This is a genomic window from Inquilinus sp. OTU3971, assembly GCF_038440215.1.
Genome location: NZ_JASATH010000112.1, coordinates 1 through 26178, shown reverse-complemented (window position 1 = coordinate 26178; position 26178 = coordinate 1). Strand labels below are relative to the sequence as shown.

Below are 26178 nucleotides of genomic sequence, written 5' to 3'. Positions count from 1 at the left end.
CCCCCCCCCAACACCGGCTCGGGCTGCGCGATGTTGGGTTCGCAGGCGCGAACCCAACCTACGACCTCAACCGCGACCGTGTGGTCGGTGACAGCAGGGCGACCTCCGGCGGCCGGGCCAGGTACGGCCGCAGCGCCTCGGCGACGCCGGGAGTTACGGCGTGGCGCTCATGGGTGGCCCGGTCCGGGAAGCGGGAGAACCAGACAAAGACATGTGCGTCCTCGCGCACCGGCAGGGCCGGGAAGCCGTTCTCGCCATGCTCGGACACGAAGTTCGCCAGGATCGGCACGCCGGCATCGCTTAGCATCGGTGCTAGGATGGCCTCGAATACCTCCGGAAACCTTGCTTCGGCCGATGGCTGAAGATGCCAGGTGGTGGCCACGATGATCCCGTTCGAGGCCCCGTTGCTCTCCGGGGCGGGGCGGTCGCGGCCGAGCCGGAAGCCCGAATCCGGATGTGCCGGCCGCAGCAGCAGCACGTCGTCCGAATCGATCATGGTGGCGTTGGCGGCGCTGCGATGCGTCTGCCACACCGGCCCGCCATAGAAGGCGCGCAGCGACTCGGTCCGCGACCGCAGGTCCGGGAAGCCGCGCAGCCAGACGAAATGGTCGGGCGCGTCGAGGTCGCGGAACTGGCCGATGACGTCGATCCCGACCGCCTCCTGCGTCTCGACGAACTCGCGGTCGAACAGCGCAATCAGCACATCGCGCTGCCCCGGATGCAGCGTGTAGCGCCGCAGCTCCACGATCGGGCTGAAGGTCTCGCTTTGCATGAGTGCCTTTCCTCCATCAAAACAGACCGGTTGTCCGGTTCAAGAACAGACTGATTGTCCGGTTGAGTCAATATGCTACAGTGGGACATGACCGAGAGCGAGATCAGGCGAAAGCGCAGCTACGACCCCGAGGGCATGCGCCGGCGCCTGCTGGATGTGGCGGCGGAGGCGTTCCAATCCCGCGGCTACCAGGCCACCGGCATGCATGAGCTGATGCGCGAGGCCGGGGTGACCGGCGGGGCGCTGTACCACCATTTCCCGACCAAAAAGGCGCTCGGCCTCGCCGTGATCCGCGACCGGGTGGCGGGGGAGGTGGATGAGACCTGGATCGAGCCGGTCCGCTCGGCGCCGGACGCGATCGACGGCATCGCCGGCGTGTTCGACCGGATCGCAGCGGGGCTGCGGCGGCGCGGCGCCGTCTCCGGCTGCCCGCTGAACAACCTGGCGCTGGAGCTTTCCCTGGCCGATCCGGAGTTCCGCACCGCGATGCAGGTGGTGTTCGAGGCCTGGCGGGCGGCGATTGCCGCGAGGCTGCGGGCCGACCAGGCGGCCGGCCACCTGGCCGAAGCGGACGCCGACGAGCTGGCGGCCTTCGTCGTCGCCGCCTATTCCGGGGCGATGGCCCAGGCCAAGGCGCAACAGGACGCGGCTCCGTTGGAGGCCTGCGCCCGGCAGCTGAGGCGGTCTCTGGAAGGGCTGCGGACCGGCGCCTAGAGGCTGTCGCGCTCGACCAGGCGGATGTCGAACAGCCGGCCCTGGATCGGGTGGTCGGGATCGGCCAGGCGGGCGGCGATCTGGTCGATGGCGTGGCGCACCATCTCGGCCATCGGCTGGCGGACCGTGGTCAGGCGATAGGCGGGCCAGGCGGCCAGCGTCATGTCGTCGAAGCCGACGATGCCGATCTCCTGTGGCACGGCGAGGCCGCGCTCGCGGCAGGCGTCGAAGGCGCCGAGCGCCAGGATGTCGTCGCCGCAGAACACCGCCTGCGGCCGATGCCGGTCGAGCAGGGCGTGCATGCCGCTGCGGCCATGCTCATGCGAATAGTCGCCGGCGAACTCCACGGCCAGGGGCCGCAGACCTGCCGCTTCCAGCCCGCTCAAAAAACCCGCGGCGCGGTCGATCGACGACGAATCGGTCCCGGCCCCGCCGAGGAAGGCCAATTGCTGCAGGCCGCGCGCCAGCATCGCCTCGGCGACCAGCCGCCCGCCCGCGACATTGTCGACCGTCACCGCCGGCACAGCCGCCTCCGCCCGGCCGAACACATGCACCACCGGCAGCCCGGCGCGGGCGCAGGAATCGGCGAAGCCCTCCGGCGGCGCGGAGGTGGCGATCAGCACCGCATCGACGCTGTATTGCAGCATCATGTCGAGGGCGGAGTCGGCGCCGCCATCCTCCGACAGGTTGGCGATCAGCGGCCGCAGCCCACGGCGCTGCAGCTCCCGCGTGAACAGGTCGAACACGTCCATGAAGGCGGGGTTGGCGAAATGGCTCGAGACCAGCCCGACCAGCTCGGTCCGGCCGGTCATCAGGCTGCGCGCCAGCCGGTTGGGGCGGTAGCCCAGCGCCTCCGCCGCCGCCAGGACGCGGGCCCGCATCCGGGGCGAGACGCTGGCATCCTTGGTGAAGGTGCGGGAGACGGCGGAGATCGACACGCCGGCCGCTTCCGCGACCTGTTGCGCCGTGGCCCGCTCGGCACCGGTTGCCCGGTGCCCGGGCCGGCCGCTGTTGGAGCGCCTCACGCGGTCACGATCCGCCCGGAGAGGGCGCGCAAGGGCTTACGAATAGGTCCGCAGCAGCCCGATCAGTCGCCCCTGGATGCGGACGCGATCGGAGGGCAGGTAGCGGGTCTCATAGGCGGAGTTGGCGGCCTCCAGCCCGATCGAGGCGCCCTTCTTGCGCAGCCGCTTCAGCGTCACCTCGTTGTCGTCGACCAGGGCGACGACGATGACGCCGGGATCGGCCGCGTCGCAGCGCTTGATGATGACGGTGTCGCCGTCCAGGATCCCGGCCTCGACCATGCTGTCGCCGGCGACCTCCAGGGCGTAGTGCTCACCCGGGCCAAGCAGCGAGGCCGGCACCTCGGCATAGTTGGAATGGTCGCGCAGCGCCTCGATCGGCATGCCGGCGGCGATCCGGCCGTAGAGCGGCAGGCGGACGCCGAGCTCGGGGTTGCTGAGATCGGCGCGCTCCAGCTTGCGGCCGGGCAGGGCGACGTCGGAGCGCACGGGCCGGAAGGGGACAACGTTGTCATCCTCGGCCGGCGACCCGGCCGGCGCGTCCGACTTCAGGCAATCCGGCAGCTTGAGCACCTCCAGCGCCCGGGCCCGATGCGGCAGCCGCCGAATAAAACCGCGCTCCTCGAGCCCGGTGATCAGTCGATGGATGCCCGATTTCGACTTCAGGGCCAGCGCGTCCTTCATCTCGTCGAAGGAAGGACTGACGCCGTCCGCCTCCAGACGGCGGTGAACGAACAACAACAACTCCTGTTGCTTTCGCGTCAGCAAGGCATCCTCCGTTGGCAGGGGCCGCGGCGCGGCCGAATCCCTGGAGAGAACATTAGGAGGAACAAAACAAAAACACAAGCGCCTAACTGCGGCACTCTCGGTTCTTTACTTCCTTGTAACGATCGCCGGGTCAGATCCCGTCGCCGAACAGCACCGCCTCGACCGGCTCGCCGCGCGCCGCGGCCGGCGCATGGGGCGGGCGGATCACCAGCCCGTCGGCCGCGGCCAGCAGCGACAGCATCGAGCTGTCCTGGGTCGGGAACGGAGTGGCGACATAACCGGAATCTGTCCGTTCGATCCGCGCCCGCAGGTAATCTTCGCGCCGGTCATTGGCCGGCAGGTCGCGGCCCAGTGTCGCGGCGACGCGGTTCTCCGGCGCCTCGGCCCCCTGCAGGGCCCACAGCACCGGGCGCAGGAACAGCCAGCCGCAGACCATGGTCGAGACCGGGTTGCCGGGCAGGCCGAGCAACGGCGTGTCGCCGAGCCGGCCGAACATCAGCGGCTTGCCCGGCCGCATGGCGATGGTCCAGAAGTCGAGCGCCAGGCCGCGCTCGCCGAGCACCGAGCGGATCAGGTCATGCTCGCCGACCGAGGCGCCGCCGGTGGTGACGATCAGGTCGGCACCGCGGGCGCCGGCGGCCAGCGCCGCCAGGGAGTCGGCATTGTCGCGGGCGATGCCGAGATCGACCGGCTCGCCGCCGCAGCTGCGGATCAGCGCGGCCAGGGCATGGGAGTTGGAGCTGACGATCTGGCTCGGCCCCAGCGCCTCGCCCGGCAGCACGATCTCGTCGCCGGTCGCCAGCACCGCCACGCGCGGCCGGCGGCGCACATGCAGCCAGGGATGGTTGGTCGAGGCGGCGATGCCGATGTCGCGCGCGGTCAGGCGCCGGCCCGGCTGCAGCAGCACGTCGCCGGTGCGGAAATCCAGCCCGGCCTTGCGCACATGGCGGCCGGCGGCGACGCCCTCGCGCACCGTGACCCGGTCGCCGTCGGCGTCGGTGTCCTCCTGCAGCACCACGGCATCGGCGCCGTCCGGCAGCGGCGCGCCGGTGAAGATGCGGACGCATTGGCCCGGGCCGACCGCGCCCTCGAAGCGGCCGCCGGCCGGGACCTCACCGATCCGCCGCAGCGTCGCCGGGACGGTCGCGACATCGGCGGCCCGCACCGCCCAGCCATCCATGGCCGAGACGTCGAGCGGCGGCTGGGTCAGCCGCGCCGCCACTGGCTCGGCCAGGATCCGGCCCAGCCCGGCGGGCAGGGGCACGGTCTCGGCCGGCAGGGCGGCGAAGGCGGCGAGGATGCGGGCGCGGGCCTCGGCGACCGGGATCATGTCTGGGCCTCGTAAGTGCCTGACCGCCCGCCGGATTTGTGCAGCAGCCGCAGGTCGGTCACGACCATGCCGCGGTCGACCGCCTTGCACATGTCGTAGACGGTCAGGGCGGCGACCGAGGCGGCGGTCAGCGCCTCCATCTCCACCCCGGTGCGGTGGGTGACCTTGACCGTGGCCTCGATCTCGACCCGGCTGTGCTCGGCATCGCAGCGCAGCGCCAGCTCGACGCTGGACAGCGGCAGCGGGTGGCACAGCGGGATCAGGTCGGACGTGCGCTTGGCGGCCATGATGCCGGCGATGCGGGCGATGCCCAGCACGTCGCCCTTGGCATGGCCGCCGGAAGCGATCAGCGCCAGCGTCTCCGGCTTCATCTCCACCCGGCAGCCGGCCCGCGCCACCCGCACCGTCGCCTCCTTGGCGGAGACGTCGACCATGCGCGCCTGGCCGGCCGAATCGAAATGGGTCAGCTCGCCGGTCATGCCGCCGAGGATCTCGCGTCCGGCGTCAGCAGCGCACGGGTGGCGGCGGCGACGTCGTCGTGCCGCATCAGGCTTTCGCCGATCAGGAAGGTGGTGGCGCCGGCGCGGGCCATCCGGGCCAGGTCGGTTGGCGTGAACAGGCCGCTCTCGGAGACCAGCAACCGGTCGCCCGGCACATGGGCCGCCAGAGCCTCCGTGGTGGCGAGGTCGACCTGCAGGGTCTTGAGGTTGCGGTTGTTGATGCCGAGCAGCGGCGAGCGCAGTTTCAGCGCCCGGTCCAGCTCGGCCGCGTCATGCACCTCGACCAGCACGTCCATGCCGGCGTCGATCGCCGCCTGCTCCAGCTCGCGGGCGGTGGCGTCGTCCAGCGCCGCCATGATCAAGAGGATGCAGTCGGCGCCCAGCGCCCGGGCCTCGACGACCTGATAGGGGTCGACCATGAAGTCCTTGCGCAGCACCGGCAGCTCGACGGCGTTGCGGGCGGCGGTCAGGTATTCGTCGGCGCCCTGGAAGTAAGGCATGTCGGTCAGCACCGACAGGCAGCTGGCGCCGCCGTCGCGATAGGCGCGGGCGAGGGCGGGCGGGTCGAAATCCGGGCGGATCAGCCCCTTCGACGGCGAGGCCTTCTTGATCTCGGCGATCAGGCCGTAGCGGCCTTCCGCCTGGGCCCGGCGCAGCGCCGCGACGAAGCCGCGCGGCGGCGCGGCCCGGTCGGCCAAGCGGCCGATCTCCGCCGCGGGCACCGCCGCCTTGCGGGCCTCGATGTGCCGGCGCTTGTCGGCGACGATGCGGGTGAGGGTGTCGCTCATGCCGTTCCCTGGCTCGTGATCCGGGCCAGCCGCTCGAGGACATGGGCGGCCGAGCCGTCGTCGATGATGCGGGCCGCGAGGGCGGCGCCGTCGGGCAGTGTAGAGACCCGGTCGGCGACGATGAAGCAGGCTGCGGCATTCAGCAGCACGATGTCGCGATAGGCGCCGTGCGCCCCGCCCAGCACGGCGCGCAGGGCGGCGGCGTTGGTCGCCGGATCGCCGCCCTTGAGGTCCTCCGGGACCGCGCGGCGCAGCCCGGCATCTTCCGGCGTCACGGTCAGGCGCCGGATCTGGCCACCACGCAGCTCCGCCACCGCGGTCGGGCCGGTGGTGGTCATCTCGTCGAGGCCGTCGCTGCCATGCACCACCCAGGCGGTCTCGCTGCCCAGCTGGTTCAGCGCCTGGGCCACCGGCTCGACCCAGGCCTCGGCGAAGACGCCGAGCAGCTGGCGCTTCACCCCGGCCGGGTTGGCCAGGGGCCCGAGCAGGTTGAAGATGGTGCGGGTGCCCAGCTCCTGCCGCGCCGGGCCGACATGGCGCATGGCGCTGTGATACAGCGGCGCGAACAGGAAGCCGATCTGGGCCTCCCACAGCGCCTCGCGCATCACCTCCGGCGGCGCCTCGACATTGACGCCGAGCTCGGTCAGCACGTTCGCTGCGCCGGTCAGGCTGGAGGCGGCGCGGTTGCCGTGCTTGGCCACCGGCACGCCGGCGCCGGCCAGGACGAAGGAGACGGCGGTCGAGACGTTGAAGGAGCCGGAATTGTCGCCGCCGGTGCCGCAGCAGTCGATGGCGCCGTCCGGCGCGTCGATGGTCACGGCCTTGTCGCGCATCACCCGGGCGGCGGCGGCGATCTCCTCCGGCGTCTCACCGCGGACGCGCAGCGCCATCAGGAAGCCGCCGATCTGCGCCGGCGTCGCCTCGCCGGACATGATGATCTCGAAGGCGGCACGGGCGGTGGCGGCGTCCAGCGGCTGGCCCAGCGCGGCCTTGGCGATGAAGGGTCGCATCTCGGTCGTCATGCCGCGTTCCGCCGCTCGGCGATGGCCAGGAAGTTCTGCAGGATCTTGTGGCCGTATTGCGAGGCGATGCTCTCCGGATGGAACTGCACGCCATGGATCGGCAGGGTCTTGTGCCGCAGCGCCATGATCACCCCGTCCGCGGTCCAGGCCGTGGCCTCCAGGCTGTCGGGCATGCTCTCGGGCGCGATGGTCAGCGAGTGGTAGCGGGTGGCCTCGAAATTGTCCGGCAGCCCGGCCAGCACGCCGCCGCCATGGTGGTGCACCGGGCTGATCTTGCCGTGCATCGGCTCCGGTGCCCGGACGATCCGGCCGCCGAAGACCTGGCCGATCGCCTGGTGGCCGAGGCAAACGCCGAACACCGGCACCTTTCCGGCGGCGGCCCGGATCAGGTCCATGCAGATGCCGGCCTTGTCGGGGTCGCAGGGGCCGGGCGAGAGGACGATGCCGTCGGGCCGCAGCGCCAGCGCCTCGTCGACCGTCAGCGCGTCGTTGCGGCGGACCTCGGTGTCGGCCCCGAGCTCGCCGAGGTAATGCACCAGGTTGTAGGTGAAGCTGTCGTAGTTATCGATCAGCAGAAGCATGGGAGTCGCCCTTTCGAGGCGTGGGAATGGGGAGGAGCGGCGGGGATCCGGCCGGCCTCACCATCGATGCAGCAGGGGGCGATGCTGCTGCGAAAGGATGCGATCTCTAGACATGTCCCATGGGCCGGTTGCCGTTGCGCGGCCGGTTGGCGAAGCGTACCGCATCTTCGGCGGCGCGTACCAGCGCCCGCGCCTTGTTGCGGGTCTCCTGGTACTCGCCCTCCGGGCTGCTGTCGGCGACCACGCCGCCGCCGGCCTGGATGTAGAGCGTGTCGTCCTTCACCACCGCGGTGCGCAGGGCGATGCAGGTGTCCATGTCGCCATTGGCGCCGAAATAGCCCATCGCGCCGGCATAGATGCCGCGCCGCGCCACCTCCAGCTCGTCGATGATCTCCATTGCCCGCACCTTCGGCGCGCCGCTGGTGGTGCCGGCGGGGAAGCCGGCGGCCAGCGCCGCCACCACGTCCTGGTCCGGCGCGATCCGGCCGACGACGTTGGAGACGATGTGCATGACATGCGAGTAGCGCTCGACGATGAAGCGGTCGGTGACCTTGACCGAGCCGATCTGCGACACCCGGCCGACATCGTTGCGGCCGAGGTCGAGCAGCATCAGATGCTCGGCCCGCTCCTTCGGGTCGGCCAGCAGGTCCTGCTCCAGCGCCACATCCTCCTCCGGCGTGGCACCGCGCGGCCGGGTGCCGGCGATCGGCCGGATGGTGACCTCGCCGTCGCGCAGCCGCACCAGGATCTCAGGGCTCGACCCGACGATGGCGAAGTCGCCGAAGTTCTGGAACACCAGGAAGGGCGACGGGTTCAGCCGCCGCAATGCCCGGTACAGCGCGAAGGGCGGCAGGGTGAAGGGCAGGGAGAAGCGCTGCGACAGCACCACCTGGAAGATGTCGCCGGCGCGGATGTACTCCTTCGCCCGCTCGACCACCGCGTGGTACTCCTCCCGCGTCATGTTCGAGCTCGGCTCGAGCAAAGCGGGCAGGTTGCCCTCGGCCGCCGCCTCGCGGTGCGGCAGGCTGGATTCGAAGCGGGCAACCACGTCCGACAGCCGCTCGCACGCCGCCTCATGCGCCTTTTCCGCCGTCACCGCCGGGTCATGGAACACCGGGGTGACGATGGTGACGACGTCGGCGATGGTGTCGAAGACGCAGACGATGGTCGGCCGCATCATGATCGAATCCGGCACGCCCAGCGTGTCCGGATTGGTGTCCGGCAGCGCTTCCATCTGCCGGACCATGTCGTAGCCGAGATAGCCGAACAGCCCGGCAGCCAGCGGCGGGAAGCCGCGCGGCAGGTCGATCCGCGATTCCGCGATCAGCCCGCGCAGGCTGTCGAGCGGCGCCTGCGCCACCGGCGTGAAGGTGCCGAGGTCGGCCAGCGCCCTGCGGTTGATCTCGACCGCGTCGCCGCGGCAGCGCCAGATCAGGTCGGGCTTGAGCCCGATGGCGCTGTAGCGGCCGCGGATGGCGCCGCCCTCGACCGATTCGAGCAGGAAGGAATAGGGCTCGTCCCCGGCCAGCTTGAGCATGGCCGAGACCGGGGTGTCGAGATCGGAGACGAGGCGGGTCCAGACGACCTGCGGTTTGCCGGCGCGATAAGTGTCGGCGAAGGCGTCAAAAGCCGTGGAATCCGGCATGGCGGTGACCTGCGATGATGGGGGTAGGGCGGGCGAGGGCGGAACGGTCGTCGCCGCCACGCCATCGCTCACCGCCGCCTGCTTGGCGCCCCCAGGCCGCAGCCCCCGCATCCGCCGGCCAGCGCCAGCCCATCGCCTCTCCGCGCGGAGAGGACGGGGCCGCCGGACCGGGTCCGGCGCAGGGGCGCTGAGACGCCGCAAGGGGGATCATCGACATCATTCCTGGTAGTTCAACCGGGCGAGGACCGCCTGGTCAACAGTCACTCCATAGCGGGCGCGCAGCGCCTGGTCCAGGCCGCCGCCGACATCGACCGCGAGGCCGCGCCGCAGGTCCTGCTTCACCGCGGCTTCGGCCGTGGCGTCGGGCTTGGCCGGCTCGACCCTGGTCAGGCGGGCGACGACACGGCCGCCCGGGGTCTCCGCCGTCGCCGTGCCGCCGACCTTGGCGGCGAACAGGTCGCGCACCAGCCCTGCGGGAACGGCGCCGGCATTGCTGCCGTCGCGCAGCAGCGCCGGGGTCTCGGCATATTGTCCGCCGACGGCCTTGGCGACATCGGCCGCGGCCTCGCCGGCGGACAGGCGCTTGGCGACGTCGGCGGCCAGCGCCGTGGCCGCATCGGCCTGCTTCTGCTCGGTCCAGGCGGCGGCGACCTCGTCGCGCACCTTGGCCAAGGGCTCGGTTGCCGGCGGCACGATGCTGTCGACGCGGACGATGAAGGAGGTCTTGTCGTCGATCGTGCCCATCGGGCTGACATCGTTCTGCTGCAGCTGGAAGGCGGCCTGCAGCACCTGCGGCTGGCCGGGCAGCGGCGGCAGCGGCTGGCCGCTCTGGGTCGTGCCGTCCTGGGCCACGGCCGGGACCGCGGTGACGGTGAAGCCGAACTCCTGCGCCGCCTTGTCGATCGGGACATTGTCGGCCAGCGCGTCCTCGAACTTGTTGGCGGCCTCGTACAGGGCGTCGGCCGCCTTGCTCTGCTTCAGCTGGGCCTCGATCTCGGCCCGCGCCTCCTCGAACGGCACGGTGCGGGCGGGCTGGACCCCGGTCAGCACCAGCACATGCCAGCCGAAGGGCGATTGCACCGGGTCGGTCGCCTGGCCTTCGGCCAGGGTGAAGGCGGGGTCGGCCAGGGCCGGGATCGGCATCGCCGACTTGGCGGTGAAGTCGACCGGGATCAGCTTGACCGCGGCGTTGCCGGACTCGTCCACCGCCTGCTGCACGGCCTTGCCGCCACGCACCGCCGCGGCGATCTGGTCGGCCAGTTCCTTGGTCGGGGCGATCACCTGGTCGAAGCGGCGCATCTCCGGCTTCTGATAATTGGCCTGGTTCTTGTCGTATTGGGTGCGGGCCTCGTCCTCCGACACCGTGACATTCTTGGCGAACTCGTCGGTGTTCAGCAGCACGACGCTCAGCGTCCGGTACTCCGGCGATTGGAACTTGTCGCCGTGATCCTTGTGATAGGCCTCGAGATCGGCCTGGGTCGGCTGCGGCACGCCGGTCTGGTCGGCGTTGCGCAGCGTGACCGTGTCGGCCACCCGGGCCTCGCGGCGGTACTTGTAGATCGGGTCGACCAGCGCCTGTGGCGGCTCGGCGCCGCTGAACAGCGCCCGCATCACCTGCTGCTGCTGCATCTGGCCCCGCTGATAGGCGATGAACCCGGCCTCGTTGGTGCCGCCGGCCTGCAGCGCCTGCAGGAAGCGGTCGCGGCTGAACTGGTTGGTGGCCGGATCGCGGAACCGCGGGTCGACGCGCACGGCGTCGGCGACCGCGTCGGTCGACAGGTCGTAGCCGAGATCGACGGCCAGCTGGTCGTACAGGAAGCCGGAGATCATGTTGTCCAGCACGCGCTGCGGGAAGCCGAGCTGCTGGGCGACGGAGAGCGGGATCCGCTGGCTCTGGGCGATCGAGCGGAACTGGCTGTCGAGCTGGCCCAGGCTGATCGTCACGTCGCCGACCGTGGCCACGGTGTCGGACTGGCCCCGGTTGCGGAAGATGTCGCCGATGCCCCAGACCGCGAAGCTCAGGATCAGGAGGACGAACAGCACCTTGACGACGATGGAGCCGGCCTTGTGGCGGAGGATCTGCAGCATGACGACCGTAAACAAAGGGCGAGGCCGCTCCGGTCTCCCGGGCGGTTTGGGCGCGCATCATAGGTGCGGCCTTCCCGGGCAGCAATGAGCAAGGAGTCCCTGTGGCGTCGCGGCGCCCGGGTTGGTACATCAAGGGCGGGATCGAGCACCAGCAGGAGAACGGGGTGATGGCGCGCAAGCTGATCGCGGGCAACTGGAAGATGAACCTGCTGCGCACCGACGGTACGGCGCTGGCCCGCGACCTCGCTTTGCGGCTGGCCCGCACGGTCGACCCGGCCTTCGACCTGCTGATCTGCCCGCCGGCCACCATCATCGCGCCGATCGCCGATGCGGTGCAGGGCAGCGGCCTGCTGGTCGGCGGCCAGGACTGCCACACCGCGCAGGACGGCGCCCACACCGGCGACATCGCGGCCCGGATGCTGGCCGATCTCGGCTGCAGCCACGTCATCGTCGGCCATTCCGAGCGGCGCCAGGACCATGGCGAGATCGACCTGGTGGTGGCCGAGAAGGCGGCGGCGGCACAGGCCGAGGGGCTGGTGGCGATCATCTGCGTCGGCGAGACCGAGGCCGAGCGCAACGCGGGCCGCGCGCTGCAGGTGTGCAGCCGGCAGATCGCCGGGTCGCTGCCGCGCGGGGCGACGGCGGAGAACACGGTGATCGCCTATGAGCCGGTCTGGGCCATCGGCACCGGCCGCACCCCGACCGCGGCCGACGTGGCCGAGGTGCACGCCCATATCCGGGCGGCGCTGGGCGCCCATGTGCCGTCCGAGGCGGCGGGCATCCGCATCCTCTATGGCGGCTCGGTCAAGCCCGGCAACGCGGCCGAGCTGCTGGCCGTGCCCAATGTCGACGGCGCCCTGGTCGGCGGTGCCAGCCTGAAGGCCGATGATTTCTGGGCCATCGCCCAGGCCAGCGTCGGCTGATCAGCATCGTCGTTGCATAGGGGCGGGGTGCTGGTTATAGTCCCGCCCGCTCGCCACCCGGCACAGTCCGGCGGCGGGGTCCGGTCGGAGCGTAGCGCAGCCTGGTAGCGCACTTGCATGGGGTGCAAGGGGTCGCGAGTTCGAATCTCGCCGCTCCGACCATTTTCTTCCGGACTCGCATCATGCTCGTCGCCCTCGACTGGGGAACCTCCTCGCTCCGCGCCTGGCTGCTCGACGCCGACGGCGCCGTGCGGGACGAGGCCGCGGCCCAGCTCGGCATCCTCAAGGTCCCCGGCGGCGATTTCGACGCCGTGTTCCGCCAGATCGCGGAGAAGTGGAGCCCCACCGCCGCCATCGCCTCCGGCATGATCGGCAGCCGCCAGGGCTGGGGCGAGGCGCCCTATGCCAAGTGCCCGGCCGACGCGGCGGCGCTGGTCGCCGGCCTGATCGAGATCCCGACCTCGCTGGGCATCTCCTTGCGAATCGTCCCCGGCGTCAGCCGGGTCGACGCCGACGGCATCCCCGACGTGATGCGCGGCGAGGAGGTGCAGATCCTCGGCGACGCGCCGGCCGCCGGCCGCCGCCTCTACGTCCTGCCCGGCACGCACAGCAAATGGGCCCTGGCCGAGGACGGCAGGATCGCCTGGTTCGCCACCTCGATGACCGGCGAGGCCTTCGCCGTCCTGGCCGAGCACAGCATCCTGGGCCGGCTGATGGACGGCCGCGCCTACGACCAGCCCGCCTTCCGCCGCGGCCTCGCGGTCGGCGCCTCGGCCGGCGGCGGCCTGCTGCGCCGGCTGTTCAGCGCCCGCACCCTCGGCCTGTTCGGCGAGCTGGAGCCGAAGGCGGCGGCATCCTACCTCTCCGGCCTTTTGATCGGGGCCGAGGTGGCCGACGCCCGCTCCACCGTCGCCGACGCCATTGGGGCCGACGCCACCGGCGCCGCGCCGGACGAGGTGACCATCGTCGGCGGCGCCGAGCTGTCGGCCCGCTACGCCGAGGCGATCGAGGCCGCCGGGCTGAAGAGCCGAATCGCCCCGGCCGACACCACGGTCAAGGCGCTGTGGCGCCTGGCCAAGCATGCGGAGCTGGTGTGAGATGAGCCTGTCCCTGCACGACGCCCTCGCCGGGCTGCCCCTGGTCGCGATCCTGCGCGGCGTCAAGCCGGAGGAGGTCGAGGCCATCGGCGCCGCTTTGGTCGAGGCCGGGTTCCGCTGCATCGAGGTGCCGCTGAACTCGCCGCAGCCCTTCGACAGCATCCGCCGCCTGGCCGACCGCTTCGGCCAACAAGCGCTGATCGGCGCCGGCACGGTGCTGAAGCGTGAGGACGTCGCCCGGGTGCAGGCGTCGGGCGGCAATCTCATCGTGATGCCGCATGCCGATGTCGAGGTGATCGCCGAGGCCAAGCGGCTCAACCTGGTCTGCGCCCCCGGCGCCGCCACCCCGACCGAGGCCTTCGCGGCGCTGAAGGCCGGCGCCGATGCCGTGAAGATCTTCCCGGCCGAGGCGGTCCCGCCCGCCGTGGTCAAGGCCTGGCGCGCGGTGGTGCCGACGGCGGTGCCGCTGATCGCGGTCGGCGGCATCACGCCGGACCGGATGGCGGCCTATCGCGACGCCGGCACGACGGGCTTCGGCCTCGGCTCCGCCCTCTACAAGCCCGGCATGACCGCGGCCGAGGTGGCCGCCACCGCCGCCGCCTTCGCCCAGGCGTGGCGGGCGCTGCCGGGCTGACAGGGGCGCTGCCGCCGTTTTGACGGCTGTTCCCCTGCGGGACGCCTGGCCGCACACTCCATGTGGCGAGGCCGAAGGTCAGGGGGCTCCGGCGATGGCAGGCGGCATCATCTACGCGCATTCCCTTCCCGGCGAGGCGACGGACCGCTGGGAAAGGCTGACGGACCACCAGGAGGCGGTCGCGGCCCTGGCGGCGGAGTTCGCCGCCGCGTTCGGCTGGGCGGAGGCAGCCGGCCTCGCCGGCCGCCTGCACGATGTCGGCTCATCGGGAACGCGCCATTAGGAGACATCTGCGGCGAACCCCGACACCGGACACTGCTCGAACCGGCCAGATCCAGCCGCTCTCGGCCGGCCCGAGCCGAAAAGGGCGGCCCCAAACCGGCCATCGCAGTCGGCTCCCGAAGCGGACGTGACGCCAAGCGGCTTAATGCTCAGCGTCACTCCTGTTTTCGTGTCAGGAAAGAATGGATCTGCGCGATGACGGCGGCTCCCTCACCGACGGCGGCGGCGACCCGCTTGGTCGAGCCGGCCCGCACGTCTCCAACGGCAAAGATGCCAGGGCAACTCGTTTCCAGCGGCAGCCGCTCGCCATCGCCGACGCGATCCCCTGTGAGAACGAAGCCCTTTCCATCGATCGCGACACAGCCCTCGAGCCAACTCGTATTGGGATCGGCACCGATGAACAGGAAGAGATGGCGCGACGCGCACTCCTCGGTCTCGCCGGTTCGGGCGTCACGGAACGTGGCGCCGGTCAGGCCTGTCTCATGATCGCCATGCAAGCCCACAATCTCGCTGCCGACATGCAGCTCGACATTGGGCAATGCTGCGATCCGGTCGATCAGATACCGGGACATGGTCTGCTCGAGCGGTCGCCGGACTACGAGATGTAGGTGCCTGACCTGTGGTGCGAGGTAGGCGACGGCCTGGCCGGCCGAGTTGCCGCCGCCGACCAGGGTGACTTCCTCTCCGGCACAGAGGCGCGCCTCGATCGGCGACGCCCAGTAGGAGACACCAGCCCCTTCCAGCTCTTCGACATTGGGAATGTCAGGTCGACGATAGCGCGCTCCTGACGCGATCACGATGGAGCGCGCCTGCGCGATCCGTTCATTGCTGAGCTCGAGAGAGAACGGGGCATCCGCATCCGCTCCGTGACAACACAGCTTTCCAACGGTCAGCGGGATTGCGAGTTCGGCGCCGAACTTCGTCGCCTGATTGAAGGCCCGGCCCGCGAGGGCCTGACCGGAGATGCCGGTCGGGAAGCCGAGATAGTTCTCGATCCGGGCGGACGCGCCCGCCTGGCCGCCGAAGGCACGGGAATCGAGAACCAGGACGGACAGTCCTTCGGACGCGCCATAGACGGCAGTGGCAAGCCCGGCCGGTCCCGCTCCGACGACGGCCACGTCGTAGACGGTTTTCGGATCCAGATCCGGCACGATGCCGAGACAGGACGCGGCATCCACGTTGCTCGGGCTTCTGAGCAACGTGCCGTTCGGGCAGATCATCAACGGCAGGTCTTCAGGTGCGATGCCGAGCCGCTCGACCAGTTCGCGCCCCTCCGCCTCGCATGCGGCGATGACGGCGTGGGGATAGCCGTTGCGGGTGAGGAATCCGGACAACCTGACGATGTCCGGGGCATCCCGGCGTCCGACCAGAATCGACCCCGCGCCGCCGATCCGCCCCTCCTCGATCAGCGAAACGCGCCGAAGGATGAAGGCGCGCATGATCGCTTCGCCGAGATCTGCCGACCCGATGACAAGGGCACGGAGATGTGCTGCATCAAAGGGCATCGCCAGTACGCCACTATCGCCGGCCACCACCGAGGAAAGGGTGGCGTGGCCCGACAACTGATTGGTCTCGCCGGTGAATTGGCCGGGAGCGTAAGTGGCGATCACGGACGACTTGCCGGCCGCACCGCGCTGAATGGCGTCGGCGGAGCCCTCGAGGATCAGCCAGGCCGGGACGTTTCGGGTGCCGATCTCATAGAGGATATCACCGGGGCCGAAGCGACACGGTTCACTGCTCGCGAACCGACGTGCGGTCGCGATCTGAAGCGCCGAAAGTGTCGGATATGTCTGCTCTCTCCGGGCATCGTTGATCGCCATGGGTGAACTCCGTACCGACCTATGCCCCTGCTCGTGTGCAACTCATCCGGCATCGATCCGTCAGACTATGCCGTGCACCACCTGAGCCAACTCCTTTCGCGGATCTTCTGCCCGCGGACATTCCCGCGCATCGTATCGCCGGTCACGCAGGCGCGAGCTGGGGGGCCTTCGGCAAGGTGAGCGCGAAGACGAGAAGACCCAGCAGCGTCAATCCGAAGCCCGCCCATACGGCCGACAGCAGGCCGTAGCCGGCCGCAATGGCCAGACTGCCCGCCCAGGCACCGATGGCGTTGGCGACATTGAGCGCCGCAAGGTTCATGGCCCCCATCAGCGTGGGGGCCTCCGGGGCGAAGCCCGTGAGGCGCACCTGAATCGTGGGAATGGCGACCATCATCGTCGCGCCGACGCCGAACAGCGCCGGCATCAGGATCCACACAGTGCCGCCACCGGCCGCCAGCACCGCCAGCACGATCAGGGCGCTGCCGAAGCCGACGACCAATCCTCGCGCGGGAAAGGCGTCCGCAAGCCGTCCGCCGATCAGGTTGCCCGCGGTCATGCCGAGGCCGAACAGCGCCAGCGCGACCGGAATCCAGGCTTGATCAAGGATCGTTACATCGGTGACGAAGGGGCCGATGAAGGTATAGACGGCGAAGATGCTGGCGACGCCGAGCGCCGCGACCAGCATCATGGCCCAGACGGCCGGCCTGCGCAGCGACGCCAGTTCCTGCACCACGGGCCCGCCGTGAAGCGCTTCGGTCCGCGGCACCCAGCTCCACAGGGCAAGGAAGGCCAGGCCGGCGACTCCGGCGACGGTGAAATAGGTGTTCCGCCAGCCCAGCGTTTGGCCGAGGAAGGTCGCCAGCGGCGAACCGATGATCGTCGCGATCGTCAGGCCGGTCATGACCAGCGCGAACGCCTTTCCCGAATGACCAGGGCCGACGATGTAAGACGCCACCACGGCGCCGGCGCCGAAATAGGCCCCTTGCGGCATGCCGCTGACGAACCGGGCCAGGGCGAACATGCCGAGATCGATGGCGACCGCCGACAGGACGTTGCCGAGGATGAACAGGCCCATGAGGCACAGCAGCAGCGTGCGCCGGTTCAGGCGCGCCGCCACCAGGGTCACAAGCGGAGCGCCGACCACCACGCCGAAGGCATAGGCCGCGATCGCATTCGTTGCCGTGGGGATATCGATGCCGAGGCTCGCCGAGAACAGCTGGAGAATCCCCATGCTCGCGAATTCGGACGTCCCGATGCAGAAGCTGCCGAGTGCCAAGGCGAACAGTGTGAGGCCCCGCTTGCGCCGCTGCGCTTCATCCGTGCAATGCACCTTCACTGCGGCGCATTGACCGCGATAGGCCTTGTCCAGCATCCCTGCCTCCCATTCTGGATGGCTTCCGGATCGTGCCGATCCGCGCGCAGCGATCCGCCCGAACGTCCTGTCGTCCGACCAGGCCTAGTCGGGAGGTCCCGCGAGGACCTCCATTTTCATGACCTTGACACCGCCGTCGGCGAGTTCGGGCAGCTTGGTGAACCAATCCTTCACGTAGGGCATGGCGTTGTGGGCTTCGAAATCGGCCTGATTGGCGAAGATCTCGTAGAAGATAAAATGCCCGGGCGACGCGCGGTCTTCCTGAAGGAAGTAGACGAGATTCTTCGGATCGCTGCGGACGAGCGCGACAAGCGGCAGCGTGGCGGCGCGCAGCTCCGCTTCCTTGCCGGGCTTTGCCCGCACCTCCGCCACGACCGAGTAGGCGCCTTGTGGCACCTGCGAATAGCCCTTGCCGGGCCTATCCTGCGCCATCACTGACGTCGCGCCGGCGACGCAGGCGAGACTTGCGAGCACGGAAAGCCCAGCGCCGGGCCGCATCGTCTTGGACATGGCTGGACTCCTTGCGTTCTTGGATCGCTCAAAGGCCTCACCGATGGAGCGGAGGCGGTCGGTTCCTCGGCTCGTCAGCCGCCGGCCGCGGCGAGCATGCGACGGCGGGCGGCCATGGCATCCTCGAAAGTCTGCTTCACGGGCCCGAGCGCCTGGACGAACTCGAGCTGCTCACCCTCCGGACCCTTGCAATAGATCAGGGACCATCCGTTCGATTTGCCCTCCGTGATCTTGTTGGTGTTGGCGTCGAGCGGGGCCGCCAGGCGCTCCTGTTCAGACGTCACCGTGATCACCCGATTGGCCTTCACCTGGGTCATCCCGCGGCGCGCCGACTCCGCCTCGAGGTCGCGAATGAAGGTGTTAAAGTCGACATCGTCCCGGATGTAGAAGCAGATGTGCATCGACCGCGGATAGGTCGGGCTCATGTGATCCCGCGGCTCCGCCCAGCTGTCCCCGCTGCCCATCGGCTGCTGGGCATCGCGGTACTGCAGGAGCTCGATCACGACATTGTCGAACTGCACGAAGCGCACGTCGAGGCGCTGCCCACCGCCCTTCAGGTCCGGCACGCCGATCGTCCGTGGATTGACCCCTCGCTCCCGGGCCAGGATCTCCTGATCGGTCAGTAGGGTGTTGTGGATCTTCTCGCCCTGGAAATCGCCGTCGCGCATCACCTCGGTGCCGCCGAGCACCTCGGTGTAGAACGCGAACGCGCGGTCCATGTTCTGGACCGTGAGGCCGAAGTGCTGCACGCCCTGGAGCCGGACGCCGAGTGGTGCAGTGTCGCGTGCTCCTGCAGCGGCAACCTGGGTTGGGCTGGCGGCGTTATCGGCGAGTGCCGGATCGTTCAGCGCGAGAGCGTTCGCAGCAATTCCGCCGATCGCAGCGCTACCGGCGATGCGCAGGACGTCCCGGCGATCAGGGTCTAGCAGCCCATTGGTGTTCATAGGTTCGTTGGACATGCATCCTCCCGCATTCTGCGGCACCGCCGCTGGTCCAGGAATGTCCAAACGTTAAGCCAGTCGCGGGCCCTGTCGGGCGTCAAACGTGGTCAAATTCGGTGAGACGGCCTTTCTCAACGGCGCTTCGTTGCTCTGACAAAATGGCACCCGAGCTCGTCGGGACAGTCGCAAGCCCTACGACCTTCTCTGCTCGATGCCGGCTAAGCCTGTCGTTTCACTATGTTTGTTGCCTTCGCCACGGCCGTGCCGCGAGCAATGCCCATTGCTGCGCGTCCACTTTTCACCGGAGCTTACCCTTTTTGACGAGCCCAATATGGCCAGTTGAATCATCCTTTCCGGACGCGACCGAGGCCTTCAACAGGGCGCCATCATGATGACGATCGTGACGGCCTACGAAACCACAGACCTAGGTACGCGGAGAGTGCGGCGTGCCGCGCCTCGCCGACACGATGCTCCGGGCTCCTACAGGCGCTCGGTCTTGCAAGGACCGCTTATCGAACCAGAGATCAACCGGGCACGATCTGAGCCCCGGAGGCCCCACCCCTCGTCCACGCAGGCGGACCGTTCGCGCATGATGGAGCCGCCGCCCGTCCATTGTCCGTCGTCCCGGATTCCAGAGGAGGCAGGTGAAAGCGATGCTCCCGGATCGGATCCTGACCCGCCGCGAATTCGTGGCCGGCGCCGCAGCGTCGACCGCGCTGATAGCGGTGCCTTCGGTCGGCGCTGTGCAGGCGCCGGCTCAAACAACGCCGCAGGCGGCTGTTCGGACAACCAACGTCACGCTGATGGTCAACGGCCGGTCCCGGGCGCTGACGCTCGACACCCGCACGACCCTTCTCGACACCCTGCGCGAGCATCTCAAGCTCACCGGCACGAAGAAGGGCTGCGACCACGGCCACTGCGGCGCCTGCACCGTGCTCGTGAACGGCAAGCGCATCAACGCCTGCCTCAGCCTCGCCGTCATGCATCAGGGCGACCGTGTGATGACGATCGAGGGTCTCGGCACCCCCGACGACATGCACCCGATGCAGGCTGCGTTCGTGAAGCACGACGGCTTCCAGTGCGGGTACTGCACCCCGGGACAGATCTGTTCGGCCGTCGCCATGCTCGAAGAGGTCGGGAACGGCGTTCCGAGCCACGTCACCGGTGACCTCACGGCATCGATGGCGCTCACCAACATCGAGCTGCGCGAGCGGATGAGCGGCAATATCTGCCGCTGCGGCGCCTACTCGAACATCGCCGAGGCGATCGCCGAAGTCGCGGGAGCGAAGGGATGATCCCATTCACCTATGAGCGGGCGGCGAGCCCGGACGCGGCCGTCCGCGCCGTCGCCTCCACGCCCGGCGCAAAATTCATCGCCGGCGGCACAAACCTCCTCGACCTGATGAAATTTCAGATCGAGACCCCCACCCATCTCGTGGACATCCGGGGCCTTTCGCTCACCAGGATCGAAGACACCGAGAAGGGCGGACTCAGGATCGGCGCTCTCGTCACCAACACGGAGCTCGCGTCCCACCCGAGGGTGAAGCGGGACTACGGCGTTCTCTCCCGCGCGATCGTGGCCGGGGCGACCGGGCAGATCCGCAACAAGGCGTCGACCGGCGGCAACCTCCTGCAGCGCAACCGCTGCCCGTATTTCTACAGCACCGACCATCCCTGCAACAAACGTGTGCCCGGCTCCGGCTGCTCGGCGATCGGAGGTCTCTCGCGATCGCTGGCGGTGATCGGAACGAGCGAGAGCTGCATCGCCCAGAACCCGGGCGACATGGCTGTGGCGCTCACCGTTCTCGATGCCGCGGTGGAAACGATGAACGCTGCGGGAGAGACCCGGACCATCGCGATCACCGACCTCTTCCGCCTGCCCGGCGACACGCCCGAGATCGAGTTCGCGCTTCGGCCCGACGAGCTGATCACCGCCGTCACGCTGCCGCCGCCGCTCGGCGGCACGCACCACTACCACAAGGTCCGCGACCGAGCGTCCTATGCGTTCGCGATCGTCTCGGTTGCGGCGGTCCTCAACAAGGACGGCACGGGACGCGTCGCCTTCGGCAGCGTCGCGCCGAGGCCATGGCGGATCGCGGCGGCAGAAGCGGCGTTGCCGCGGGGGCCTCGGGCCGTGGCGTCCGCCGCGTTCGAGGGCGCGACGCCGACGAAGGACAATGCGTTCAAGATCCCCCTTGCGGAGCGCACCCTCGCATTGGTCATCGCCGAAGGGAGGGCGTGAGGCCATGGAGTTCAGGACACCCGCCGGCCGGAACCCGATCGACCGGTTGAAGATCGTCGGCCGACCCGTCACCCGCATCGACGGGCCGCTGAAGGTCACCGGCACCGCGCCCTACGCTTACGAACGCCACGACGTCGCCGCGAACCAGGCCTATGGCTACGCCGTCGGCGCCACGATCGCGAAGGGCCGCGTCACGCACATCGACACCGCCGCCGCCAAGGCCGCTCCCGGCGTCCTCGCCGTGATCACGACGCTGGAGTACAAGCCCGCAGCGCGCCCCTTCCGCCAGACGGCGTCCATCTTCGGCGGGGCCGAGGTGGCGCATTACCACCAGGCGATCGCGCTGGTGGTGGCGGAGACCTTCGAGGCGGCGCGCGCGGCGGCCTACCTCGTGCAGGCCGAGTATGCGGCGACCTCCGGCGCGTTCGACCTTGCCGCGGCGGCCCCGGACGCACCGCCCTCGGTGGACCCCAACGAAGGTCCGGATGCGGAAGTGTACGACCGGGTCGGCGATTTCGACGCGGCGTTCGCCGCCGCGCCGGTGACGCTCGACGAGACCTACACGACCCCTGACGAGACCCATGCGATGATGGAGCCGCACGCCTCCCTCGCCGCCTGGGACGGCGACAGCCTGACCGTCTGGACGTCCAGCCAGATGATCGGCTGGGCAAAGACGGCCCTCGCCACGACCCTCGGAGTTCCCGCGGAGAAGGTCCGGGTCAATTCCCCGTTCATCGGCGGCGGCTTCGGCGGCAAGCTGTACCTCAGGGCCGATGCGCTGCTCGCGGCGCTCGGCGCCAAGGCGGCGATGCGGCCGGTGAAGGTGGCGCTCCAGCGCCCCCTCATCATCAACAACGGCACCCATCGCGCGGCGACGATCCAGCGGATCCGCCTCGGCGCGACGAAGGACGGCCGCCTGACCGCGATCGGCCATGTGAACGTCAGCGGCAACCTGCCAGGCGGCATGCCCGAGGCCGGGACCGCGCCGACCAAGCTCCTCTATTCGGCGCCGAACCGCGAGATCTACCTGAAGCTCGCGACGCTCGACCTCGGCGAGGCCAACGACATGCGGGCCCCCGGCGAGGGGCCAGGCCTGATGGCCCTCGAGATGGCGATGGACGAGATGGCCGAGAAGCTCGGCATCGACCCCATCGAGTTCCGCATCCTGAACGACACGCAGATGGACCCGCGCAAGCCGGAGCGGCGCTTCTCGGAGCGGCATCTCGTCGAATGCCTCAGGACCGGCGCGGATCGCTTCGGCTGGTCACGCCGCCGCACGACGGCAGGCGCCTTGCGTGACGGCAAGTGGCTGGTCGGCATGGGGGTCGCGGCGGGTATCCGCCTCAACCTCCTGATGCCGTCCGCGGCGCGGATCCGCCTCGAAGCTGACGGCCGGCTGACGGTCGAGACCGACATGACCGACATCGGCACCGGCACCTACACGATCCTGGCGCAGACCGCGGCGGAGATGATGGGCATGCCGCTCGATGCCGTGACGGTGAGGCTCGGCAACTCAGCGTTCCCCGTATCGGCTGGCTCCGGCGGGCAATGGGGGGCGAACAATTCGACCGCGGGGCTCTATGCCGCGTGCGTCGAGCTGCGCGAGGCGGTGGCGGTCCGTCTCGGCTTCGACATCAAAGACGCGGAGTTCGCGGGCGGGAAGGTCTCGTCCGGCAATCGATCCGTCGCCATGGCCGAGGCTGCGAAACTCGGCCCGCTGACGGCCGAGGACGGCATCACGTACGGCGACCTCGACAAGGACTTCGTGCAGGCGACCTTCGCTGCCCATTTCGCGGAGATCGCTGTCGACAGCTTCACCGGAGAGACGCGCGTCCGTCGGATGCTGGCCGTGGTCGACTCCGGCCGCATCCTGAATCCGATCACGGCGCGCAGCCAAGTGATCGGCGCGATGACGATGGGCGTCGGCGCGGCCTTGATGGAAGCCCTCGGCGTCGATCCGCGGTACGGCTATTTCGTCAACCACGACCTCGGCGGCTACGAGGTGCCGGTGCACGGCGATATCCCGCACCAGGAGGTCATCTTCCTCGACCACCCGGACAACAAGTCTTCGCCGATGAAGGCCAAGGGCATCGGCGAGATCGGCTTGTGCGGCGTCGCCGCGGCGGTCGCCAACGCCATCTACAACGCGACGGGCGTGCGCGTCCGCGATTACCCGATCACGCTCGACAAGCACCTCGCGGGTCTTCCGCAGATCGCTTGATCCGACGATGGCATGATCGAGACGACCCGATAGCGCCAGCCGCCGCTCCGCTACCCAAGCGGATCTCGGCGCAACAGCGCCACAGGTGCAGGCTTGGTCCGGCAGGTTGCCCGGCGATGAAGCCGAAGGCTGTGCGCGTGGAAATTCTCCATCACGCGCACGAGGAGCGCTCGGAATCCCGAAGGCCTAGCAAACGAGCTAAACGATATGAAAATCCTGATGATCCTCACGTCACATGATCAGCTGGGCAACACGGGCAAGAAGACGGGCTTCTGGCTCGAGGAGCTTGCAGCGCCCTACTTCATTTTCCGTGACGCCGGCGTCGATATCACGCTGGCTTCGCCAAAGGGCGGCCGGCCGCCGCTCGATCCGAAAAGCAACGAGCCGGCTTTCCAGACCAGCGACACGCGACGCTTCGAGCGGGACGCGAGCGCTACCGACGCGCTCGCCAACACGGTGAAGCTGTCCGACGTCGACCAGTCCGACTATGACAGCGTGTTCTTCCCGGGGGGCCATGGCCCGCTCTGGGATTTGACGAACGATGAAGACGCCCTGTCTCTCCTCGAAGGCATGCTGGCCGCGAAAAAGCCCGTGGCTCTCGTGTGCCACGCACCCGGAATTCTCACGAATGTGAAGGCTCCGAACGGCGAGCCGATCGCGAAGGGCCGGTCGGTCACGGGCTTCACGAACTCCGAAGAAGCCGCCGTGCACCTGGTCGAGGTCGTTCCGTACCTGCTCGAGGATGTGTTGAAGGGGCAGGGCGCCAACTTTCTGGCAGCCGTCGATTTCGGGGTGCACGTCATCAAGGACGGCTTGCTGATCACGGGGCAGAACCCGCCCTCGTCGCGCGCGACGGCCCGGGCGCTGCTCGACGCTTTGGCGAACGGACAGGAGGCGTGACGTGGATCTGCGCACCGATCACCGGTTCGTCCATCCGTCATTCCTGCACAGGGCATCGCGCCGGGACGTGCTCGTGGGCTCATCCGCAGCCCTCTTCGCGGGCGCATTCCCGGCGGCGTCCTTCGGTGCGACATCAGTGGAGCAACCCATCATGACGACGTTCAAAACCCGTGACGACGTTACGATCTACTTCAAGGATTGGGGGCCGAGGGACGGGGCGGCAGTCGTGCTGTGCCATGGCTGGCCCCTCAACGCTGACAGCTGGGACGCTCAAGCGTTCCATCTCGCAAGCAACGGCTATCGCGTGATCGTTCATGACCGGCGCGGTCACGGCCGCTCGAGCCAGCCATGGGACGGGAATGACATGAATCACTATGCCGATGACCTCGCGCAGCTCATAGACCATTTGGGATTGCGTCGCGTTGCCATCGTCGGCTTTTCGGCCGGCGGGGGCGAGGTTGCCCGCTTTGTCGGCCGGCACGGAACGGGCAATGTCGCCAAGCTTGGCCTGATCTCGGCCGTGACGCCCTTCCGGCTGAAGACCGACACCAATCCGAATGGCGTGCCTATTGAGGAGTTGGACGGACTGCGCGCCGGGCAGATCGCGGACCGCGCGCAGTTCTTCCTCGGCGTCGCCAGCGGTCCGTTCTACGGCTTCAACCGTCCGGGTGCGGTGATCTCGCAGGGCCAGATCGATCTCTGGTGGCAGCAAGGCATGATGGCCGGGCTCAAAAATACCTACGACTGCATCGCGGCGCTCTCGGAAGATTTCCGCGATGACGTCCGGAAGTTCGACCGACCGACGCTGGTGATCCATGGCGACGACGACCAGATCGTGCCGATCGATGGCTCGGCGCGCGCCGTGGCGCGTCTGCTGCCGGCCGCCGAACTGAAGATCTACGAAGGGGCCCCGCACGGGCTGACCTTCACGCATCGGGAGCGGGTCAATGCCGACCTGTTGAATTTCCTGAGAAGCTGACAGGTCTGAACCGCCGTGCACTCCAGTGAATATCGACCGGACGGAGGCCTGATCAGCCACTCGATCTCCCGCAATTCGACGGCATGCCCGGTTGAGAAACCTAGTCTCGGTGGCAGGATGGCAGACGAAAAGGCCAAGTCATGAGTGCATATGTGGTGAAATACAAAACTGCCGACCTCGGGGACGTGAAGATGTTTTACCGCGAGGCGGGAGATGTGGCTGCGCCGGCCGTACTGCTGCTTCACGGGTTCCCGACATCGAGCCATATGTACCGCAACCTCATTCCGCTGCTCGCGGACAAGTTCAGGGTGATTGCTCCGGATTTCCCCGGATTCGGATCAACGAAGGCGCCTCCACGCGGCGCCTATGCCTACACGTTCGGCAACCTCTATAAAGCCGTTCAATCGTTCGTCGATGCGCTCGATCTCGAACGGTTCGCCATGATGGTGTTCGATTATGGCGCGCCCGTCGGCTTTCGTCTGGCCGCCGCGTACCCAAGCCGGGTCGCCGCCATCATCACTCAGAACGGCAATGCCTACGAGGCAGGTCTGCGGGAAGACACTTTAGCGCCTATGCGGGCTTACTGGGAGCACCCCACCGCCGCAAACCGCGATGCGCTGCGTTCGTTCCTGACGATCGAGGCCACGCACTTCCAGTACACGCACGGCGTGCCTGAGCACAAACTCGAACTCGTGAGCCCGGATGCGATCGCGCACGACCAGGCCATCCTCGATCGCGATCCAGAGGTGCAACTCGATCTGTTCGGCGACTACAGATCGAACGTCGCGCTCTATCCGCGCTGGCAAGAATATCTACGCGCGACGAGGCCGCCCGTGCTGGCTGTTTGGGGAAACAGCGATCCCTTCTTCGCTCCGGCTGGCGCACATGCCTTCCGCAACGATGTTCCCGACGCCGAGATCCATCTCTTCGATACGGGGCACTTCGCCCTGGAGACCGACGGGCCGGAAATCGCAGCGCTGACCAGGGATTTTCTAGATCGCAAGGGCCGCTAGCCCGGATATCTCAC

Annotated in this window: 25 protein-coding genes and 1 tRNA gene; 12 read left to right on the top strand and 14 right to left on the bottom strand. The window is 68.9% G+C overall.

The window, feature by feature from the left end:
• Positions 1-58 precede the first annotated feature (58 nt).
• On the bottom strand, positions 59-772 hold the full coding sequence (locus AAHM41_RS24895) for an NIPSNAP family protein (protein ID WP_342239288.1): 714 nt from the start codon (positions 770-772) through the stop codon (positions 59-61).
• Positions 773-859: 87 nt separating this feature from the next.
• Between AAHM41_RS24895 and AAHM41_RS24890 the strand changes: the two genes are divergently transcribed.
• Positions 860-1486, top strand: a complete 627-nt coding sequence (locus AAHM41_RS24890; protein ID WP_342239287.1) for a TetR/AcrR family transcriptional regulator — start codon at positions 860-862, stop codon at positions 1484-1486.
• Here AAHM41_RS24890 and AAHM41_RS24885 read toward each other — a convergent pair.
• The 9 genes from AAHM41_RS24885 to AAHM41_RS24845 form a co-directional block, all read right to left on the bottom strand.
• Complete coding sequence (locus AAHM41_RS24885; protein WP_342239286.1) at positions 1483-2511, bottom strand: LacI family DNA-binding transcriptional regulator; 1029 nt, start codon at positions 2509-2511, stop codon at positions 1483-1485. The genes AAHM41_RS24890 and AAHM41_RS24885 overlap by 4 nt on opposite strands.
• A 36-nt stretch (positions 2512-2547) precedes the next feature.
• Entirely contained in the window at positions 2548-3276 is a 729-nt protein-coding gene (lexA, locus tag AAHM41_RS24880) for a transcriptional repressor LexA (protein ID WP_342239285.1), read from the bottom strand.
• Positions 3277-3406: 130 nt separating this feature from the next.
• Positions 3407-4606: a molybdopterin molybdotransferase MoeA gene (locus AAHM41_RS24875; RefSeq protein ID WP_342239284.1), complete on the bottom strand. Its 1200-nt coding sequence runs from the start codon at positions 4604-4606 to the stop codon at positions 3407-3409.
• Complete coding sequence (gene moaC / locus AAHM41_RS24870; RefSeq protein ID WP_342239283.1) at positions 4603-5085, bottom strand: cyclic pyranopterin monophosphate synthase MoaC; 483 nt, start codon at positions 5083-5085, stop codon at positions 4603-4605. The genes AAHM41_RS24875 and moaC overlap by 4 nt, the downstream gene beginning before the upstream one ends.
• On the bottom strand, positions 5082-5894 hold the full coding sequence (gene trpC, locus AAHM41_RS24865) for an indole-3-glycerol phosphate synthase TrpC (protein WP_342239282.1): 813 nt from the start codon (positions 5892-5894) through the stop codon (positions 5082-5084). Before trpC ends, moaC begins: the two co-directional genes overlap by 4 nt.
• Complete coding sequence (gene trpD, locus AAHM41_RS24860) at positions 5891-6916, bottom strand: anthranilate phosphoribosyltransferase (protein WP_342239281.1); 1026 nt, start codon at positions 6914-6916, stop codon at positions 5891-5893. The genes trpC and trpD overlap by 4 nt, the downstream gene beginning before the upstream one ends.
• Positions 6913-7497, bottom strand: a complete 585-nt coding sequence (locus AAHM41_RS24855; RefSeq protein ID WP_342239280.1) for an anthranilate synthase component II — start codon at positions 7495-7497, stop codon at positions 6913-6915. The genes trpD and AAHM41_RS24855 overlap by 4 nt, the downstream gene beginning before the upstream one ends.
• A gap of 106 nt (positions 7498-7603) precedes the next feature.
• Positions 7604-9142, bottom strand: coding sequence for an anthranilate synthase component I (gene trpE, locus AAHM41_RS24850; protein ID WP_342239279.1), 1539 nt, complete (start codon positions 9140-9142; stop codon positions 7604-7606).
• Between the two features lie 216 nt (positions 9143-9358).
• Positions 9359-11230 (bottom strand): peptidyl-prolyl cis-trans isomerase, encoded by a 1872-nt coding sequence (locus tag AAHM41_RS24845; RefSeq protein ID WP_342239278.1) that lies wholly within the window; start codon positions 11228-11230, stop codon positions 9359-9361.
• A gap of 167 nt (positions 11231-11397) precedes the next feature.
• Between AAHM41_RS24845 and tpiA the strand changes: the two genes are divergently transcribed.
• From tpiA to AAHM41_RS24820, 5 genes are all read left to right on the top strand, one after another.
• Positions 11398-12153, top strand: a complete 756-nt coding sequence (tpiA, locus tag AAHM41_RS24840; protein ID WP_342239290.1) for a triose-phosphate isomerase — start codon at positions 11398-11400, stop codon at positions 12151-12153.
• A gap of 85 nt (positions 12154-12238) precedes the next feature.
• Positions 12239-12315: transfer RNA gene (locus AAHM41_RS24835), tRNA-Pro, on the top strand.
• A 20-nt stretch (positions 12316-12335) separates the two neighbouring features.
• Positions 12336-13250 carry a 2-dehydro-3-deoxygalactonokinase gene (locus tag AAHM41_RS24830; RefSeq protein ID WP_342239277.1) on the top strand — a complete coding sequence of 305 codons (915 nt, stop codon included), beginning with the start codon at positions 12336-12338 and terminating at the stop codon, positions 13248-13250.
• Position 13251: 1 nt separating this feature from the next.
• Positions 13252-13884 (top strand): 2-dehydro-3-deoxy-6-phosphogalactonate aldolase, encoded by a 633-nt coding sequence (locus tag AAHM41_RS24825; protein WP_342239276.1) that lies wholly within the window; start codon positions 13252-13254, stop codon positions 13882-13884.
• A 94-nt stretch (positions 13885-13978) separates the two neighbouring features.
• Entirely contained in the window at positions 13979-14167 is a 189-nt protein-coding gene (locus AAHM41_RS24820; RefSeq protein ID WP_342239275.1) for a hypothetical protein, read from the top strand.
• A gap of 154 nt (positions 14168-14321) precedes the next feature.
• Here the strand turns inward: AAHM41_RS24820 and AAHM41_RS24815 are convergent, their stop codons facing one another.
• The 4 genes from AAHM41_RS24815 to AAHM41_RS24800 all read right to left on the bottom strand — a co-directional run bounded on the left by AAHM41_RS24815 (position 14322) and on the right by AAHM41_RS24800 (position 18827).
• Positions 14322-15986, bottom strand: coding sequence for an FAD-dependent oxidoreductase (locus tag AAHM41_RS24815; protein ID WP_342239274.1), 1665 nt, complete (start codon positions 15984-15986; stop codon positions 14322-14324).
• A 142-nt stretch (positions 15987-16128) separates the two neighbouring features.
• Positions 16129-17358: an MFS transporter gene (locus AAHM41_RS24810; protein WP_342239273.1), complete on the bottom strand. Its 1230-nt coding sequence runs from the start codon at positions 17356-17358 to the stop codon at positions 16129-16131.
• A gap of 84 nt (positions 17359-17442) precedes the next feature.
• Complete coding sequence (locus AAHM41_RS24805; protein WP_342239272.1) at positions 17443-17868, bottom strand: putative quinol monooxygenase; 426 nt, start codon at positions 17866-17868, stop codon at positions 17443-17445.
• 74 nt (positions 17869-17942) lie between these two features.
• The gene (locus AAHM41_RS24800; protein ID WP_342239271.1) at positions 17943-18827 is read right to left on the bottom strand and encodes a VOC family protein; all 885 of its coding nucleotides are present in this window, start codon (positions 18825-18827) and stop codon (positions 17943-17945) included.
• A 635-nt stretch (positions 18828-19462) separates the two neighbouring features.
• Between AAHM41_RS24800 and paoA the strand changes: the two genes are divergently transcribed.
• From paoA to AAHM41_RS24770, 6 genes are all read left to right on the top strand, one after another.
• Positions 19463-20104, top strand: a complete 642-nt coding sequence (gene paoA / locus AAHM41_RS24795) for an aldehyde dehydrogenase iron-sulfur subunit PaoA (RefSeq protein ID WP_342239289.1) — start codon at positions 19463-19465, stop codon at positions 20102-20104.
• A complete protein-coding gene (locus tag AAHM41_RS24790; RefSeq protein ID WP_342239270.1) occupies positions 20101-21051 on the top strand; it encodes an FAD binding domain-containing protein in 951 nt (316 codons plus the stop codon). Before paoA ends, AAHM41_RS24790 begins: the two co-directional genes overlap by 4 nt.
• A gap of 4 nt (positions 21052-21055) precedes the next feature.
• Complete coding sequence (paoC, locus tag AAHM41_RS24785; RefSeq protein WP_342239269.1) at positions 21056-23272, top strand: aldehyde oxidoreductase molybdenum-binding subunit PaoC; 2217 nt, start codon at positions 21056-21058, stop codon at positions 23270-23272.
• A gap of 207 nt (positions 23273-23479) precedes the next feature.
• Positions 23480-24172, top strand: coding sequence for a type 1 glutamine amidotransferase domain-containing protein (locus tag AAHM41_RS24780; protein ID WP_342239268.1), 693 nt, complete (start codon positions 23480-23482; stop codon positions 24170-24172).
• 1 nt (position 24173) lies between these two features.
• Positions 24174-25151 (top strand): alpha/beta fold hydrolase, encoded by a 978-nt coding sequence (locus AAHM41_RS24775; protein ID WP_342239267.1) that lies wholly within the window; start codon positions 24174-24176, stop codon positions 25149-25151.
• Between the two features lie 140 nt (positions 25152-25291).
• Complete coding sequence (locus AAHM41_RS24770; RefSeq protein ID WP_342239266.1) at positions 25292-26164, top strand: alpha/beta fold hydrolase; 873 nt, start codon at positions 25292-25294, stop codon at positions 26162-26164.
• Positions 26165-26178: the final 14 nt, after the last annotated feature.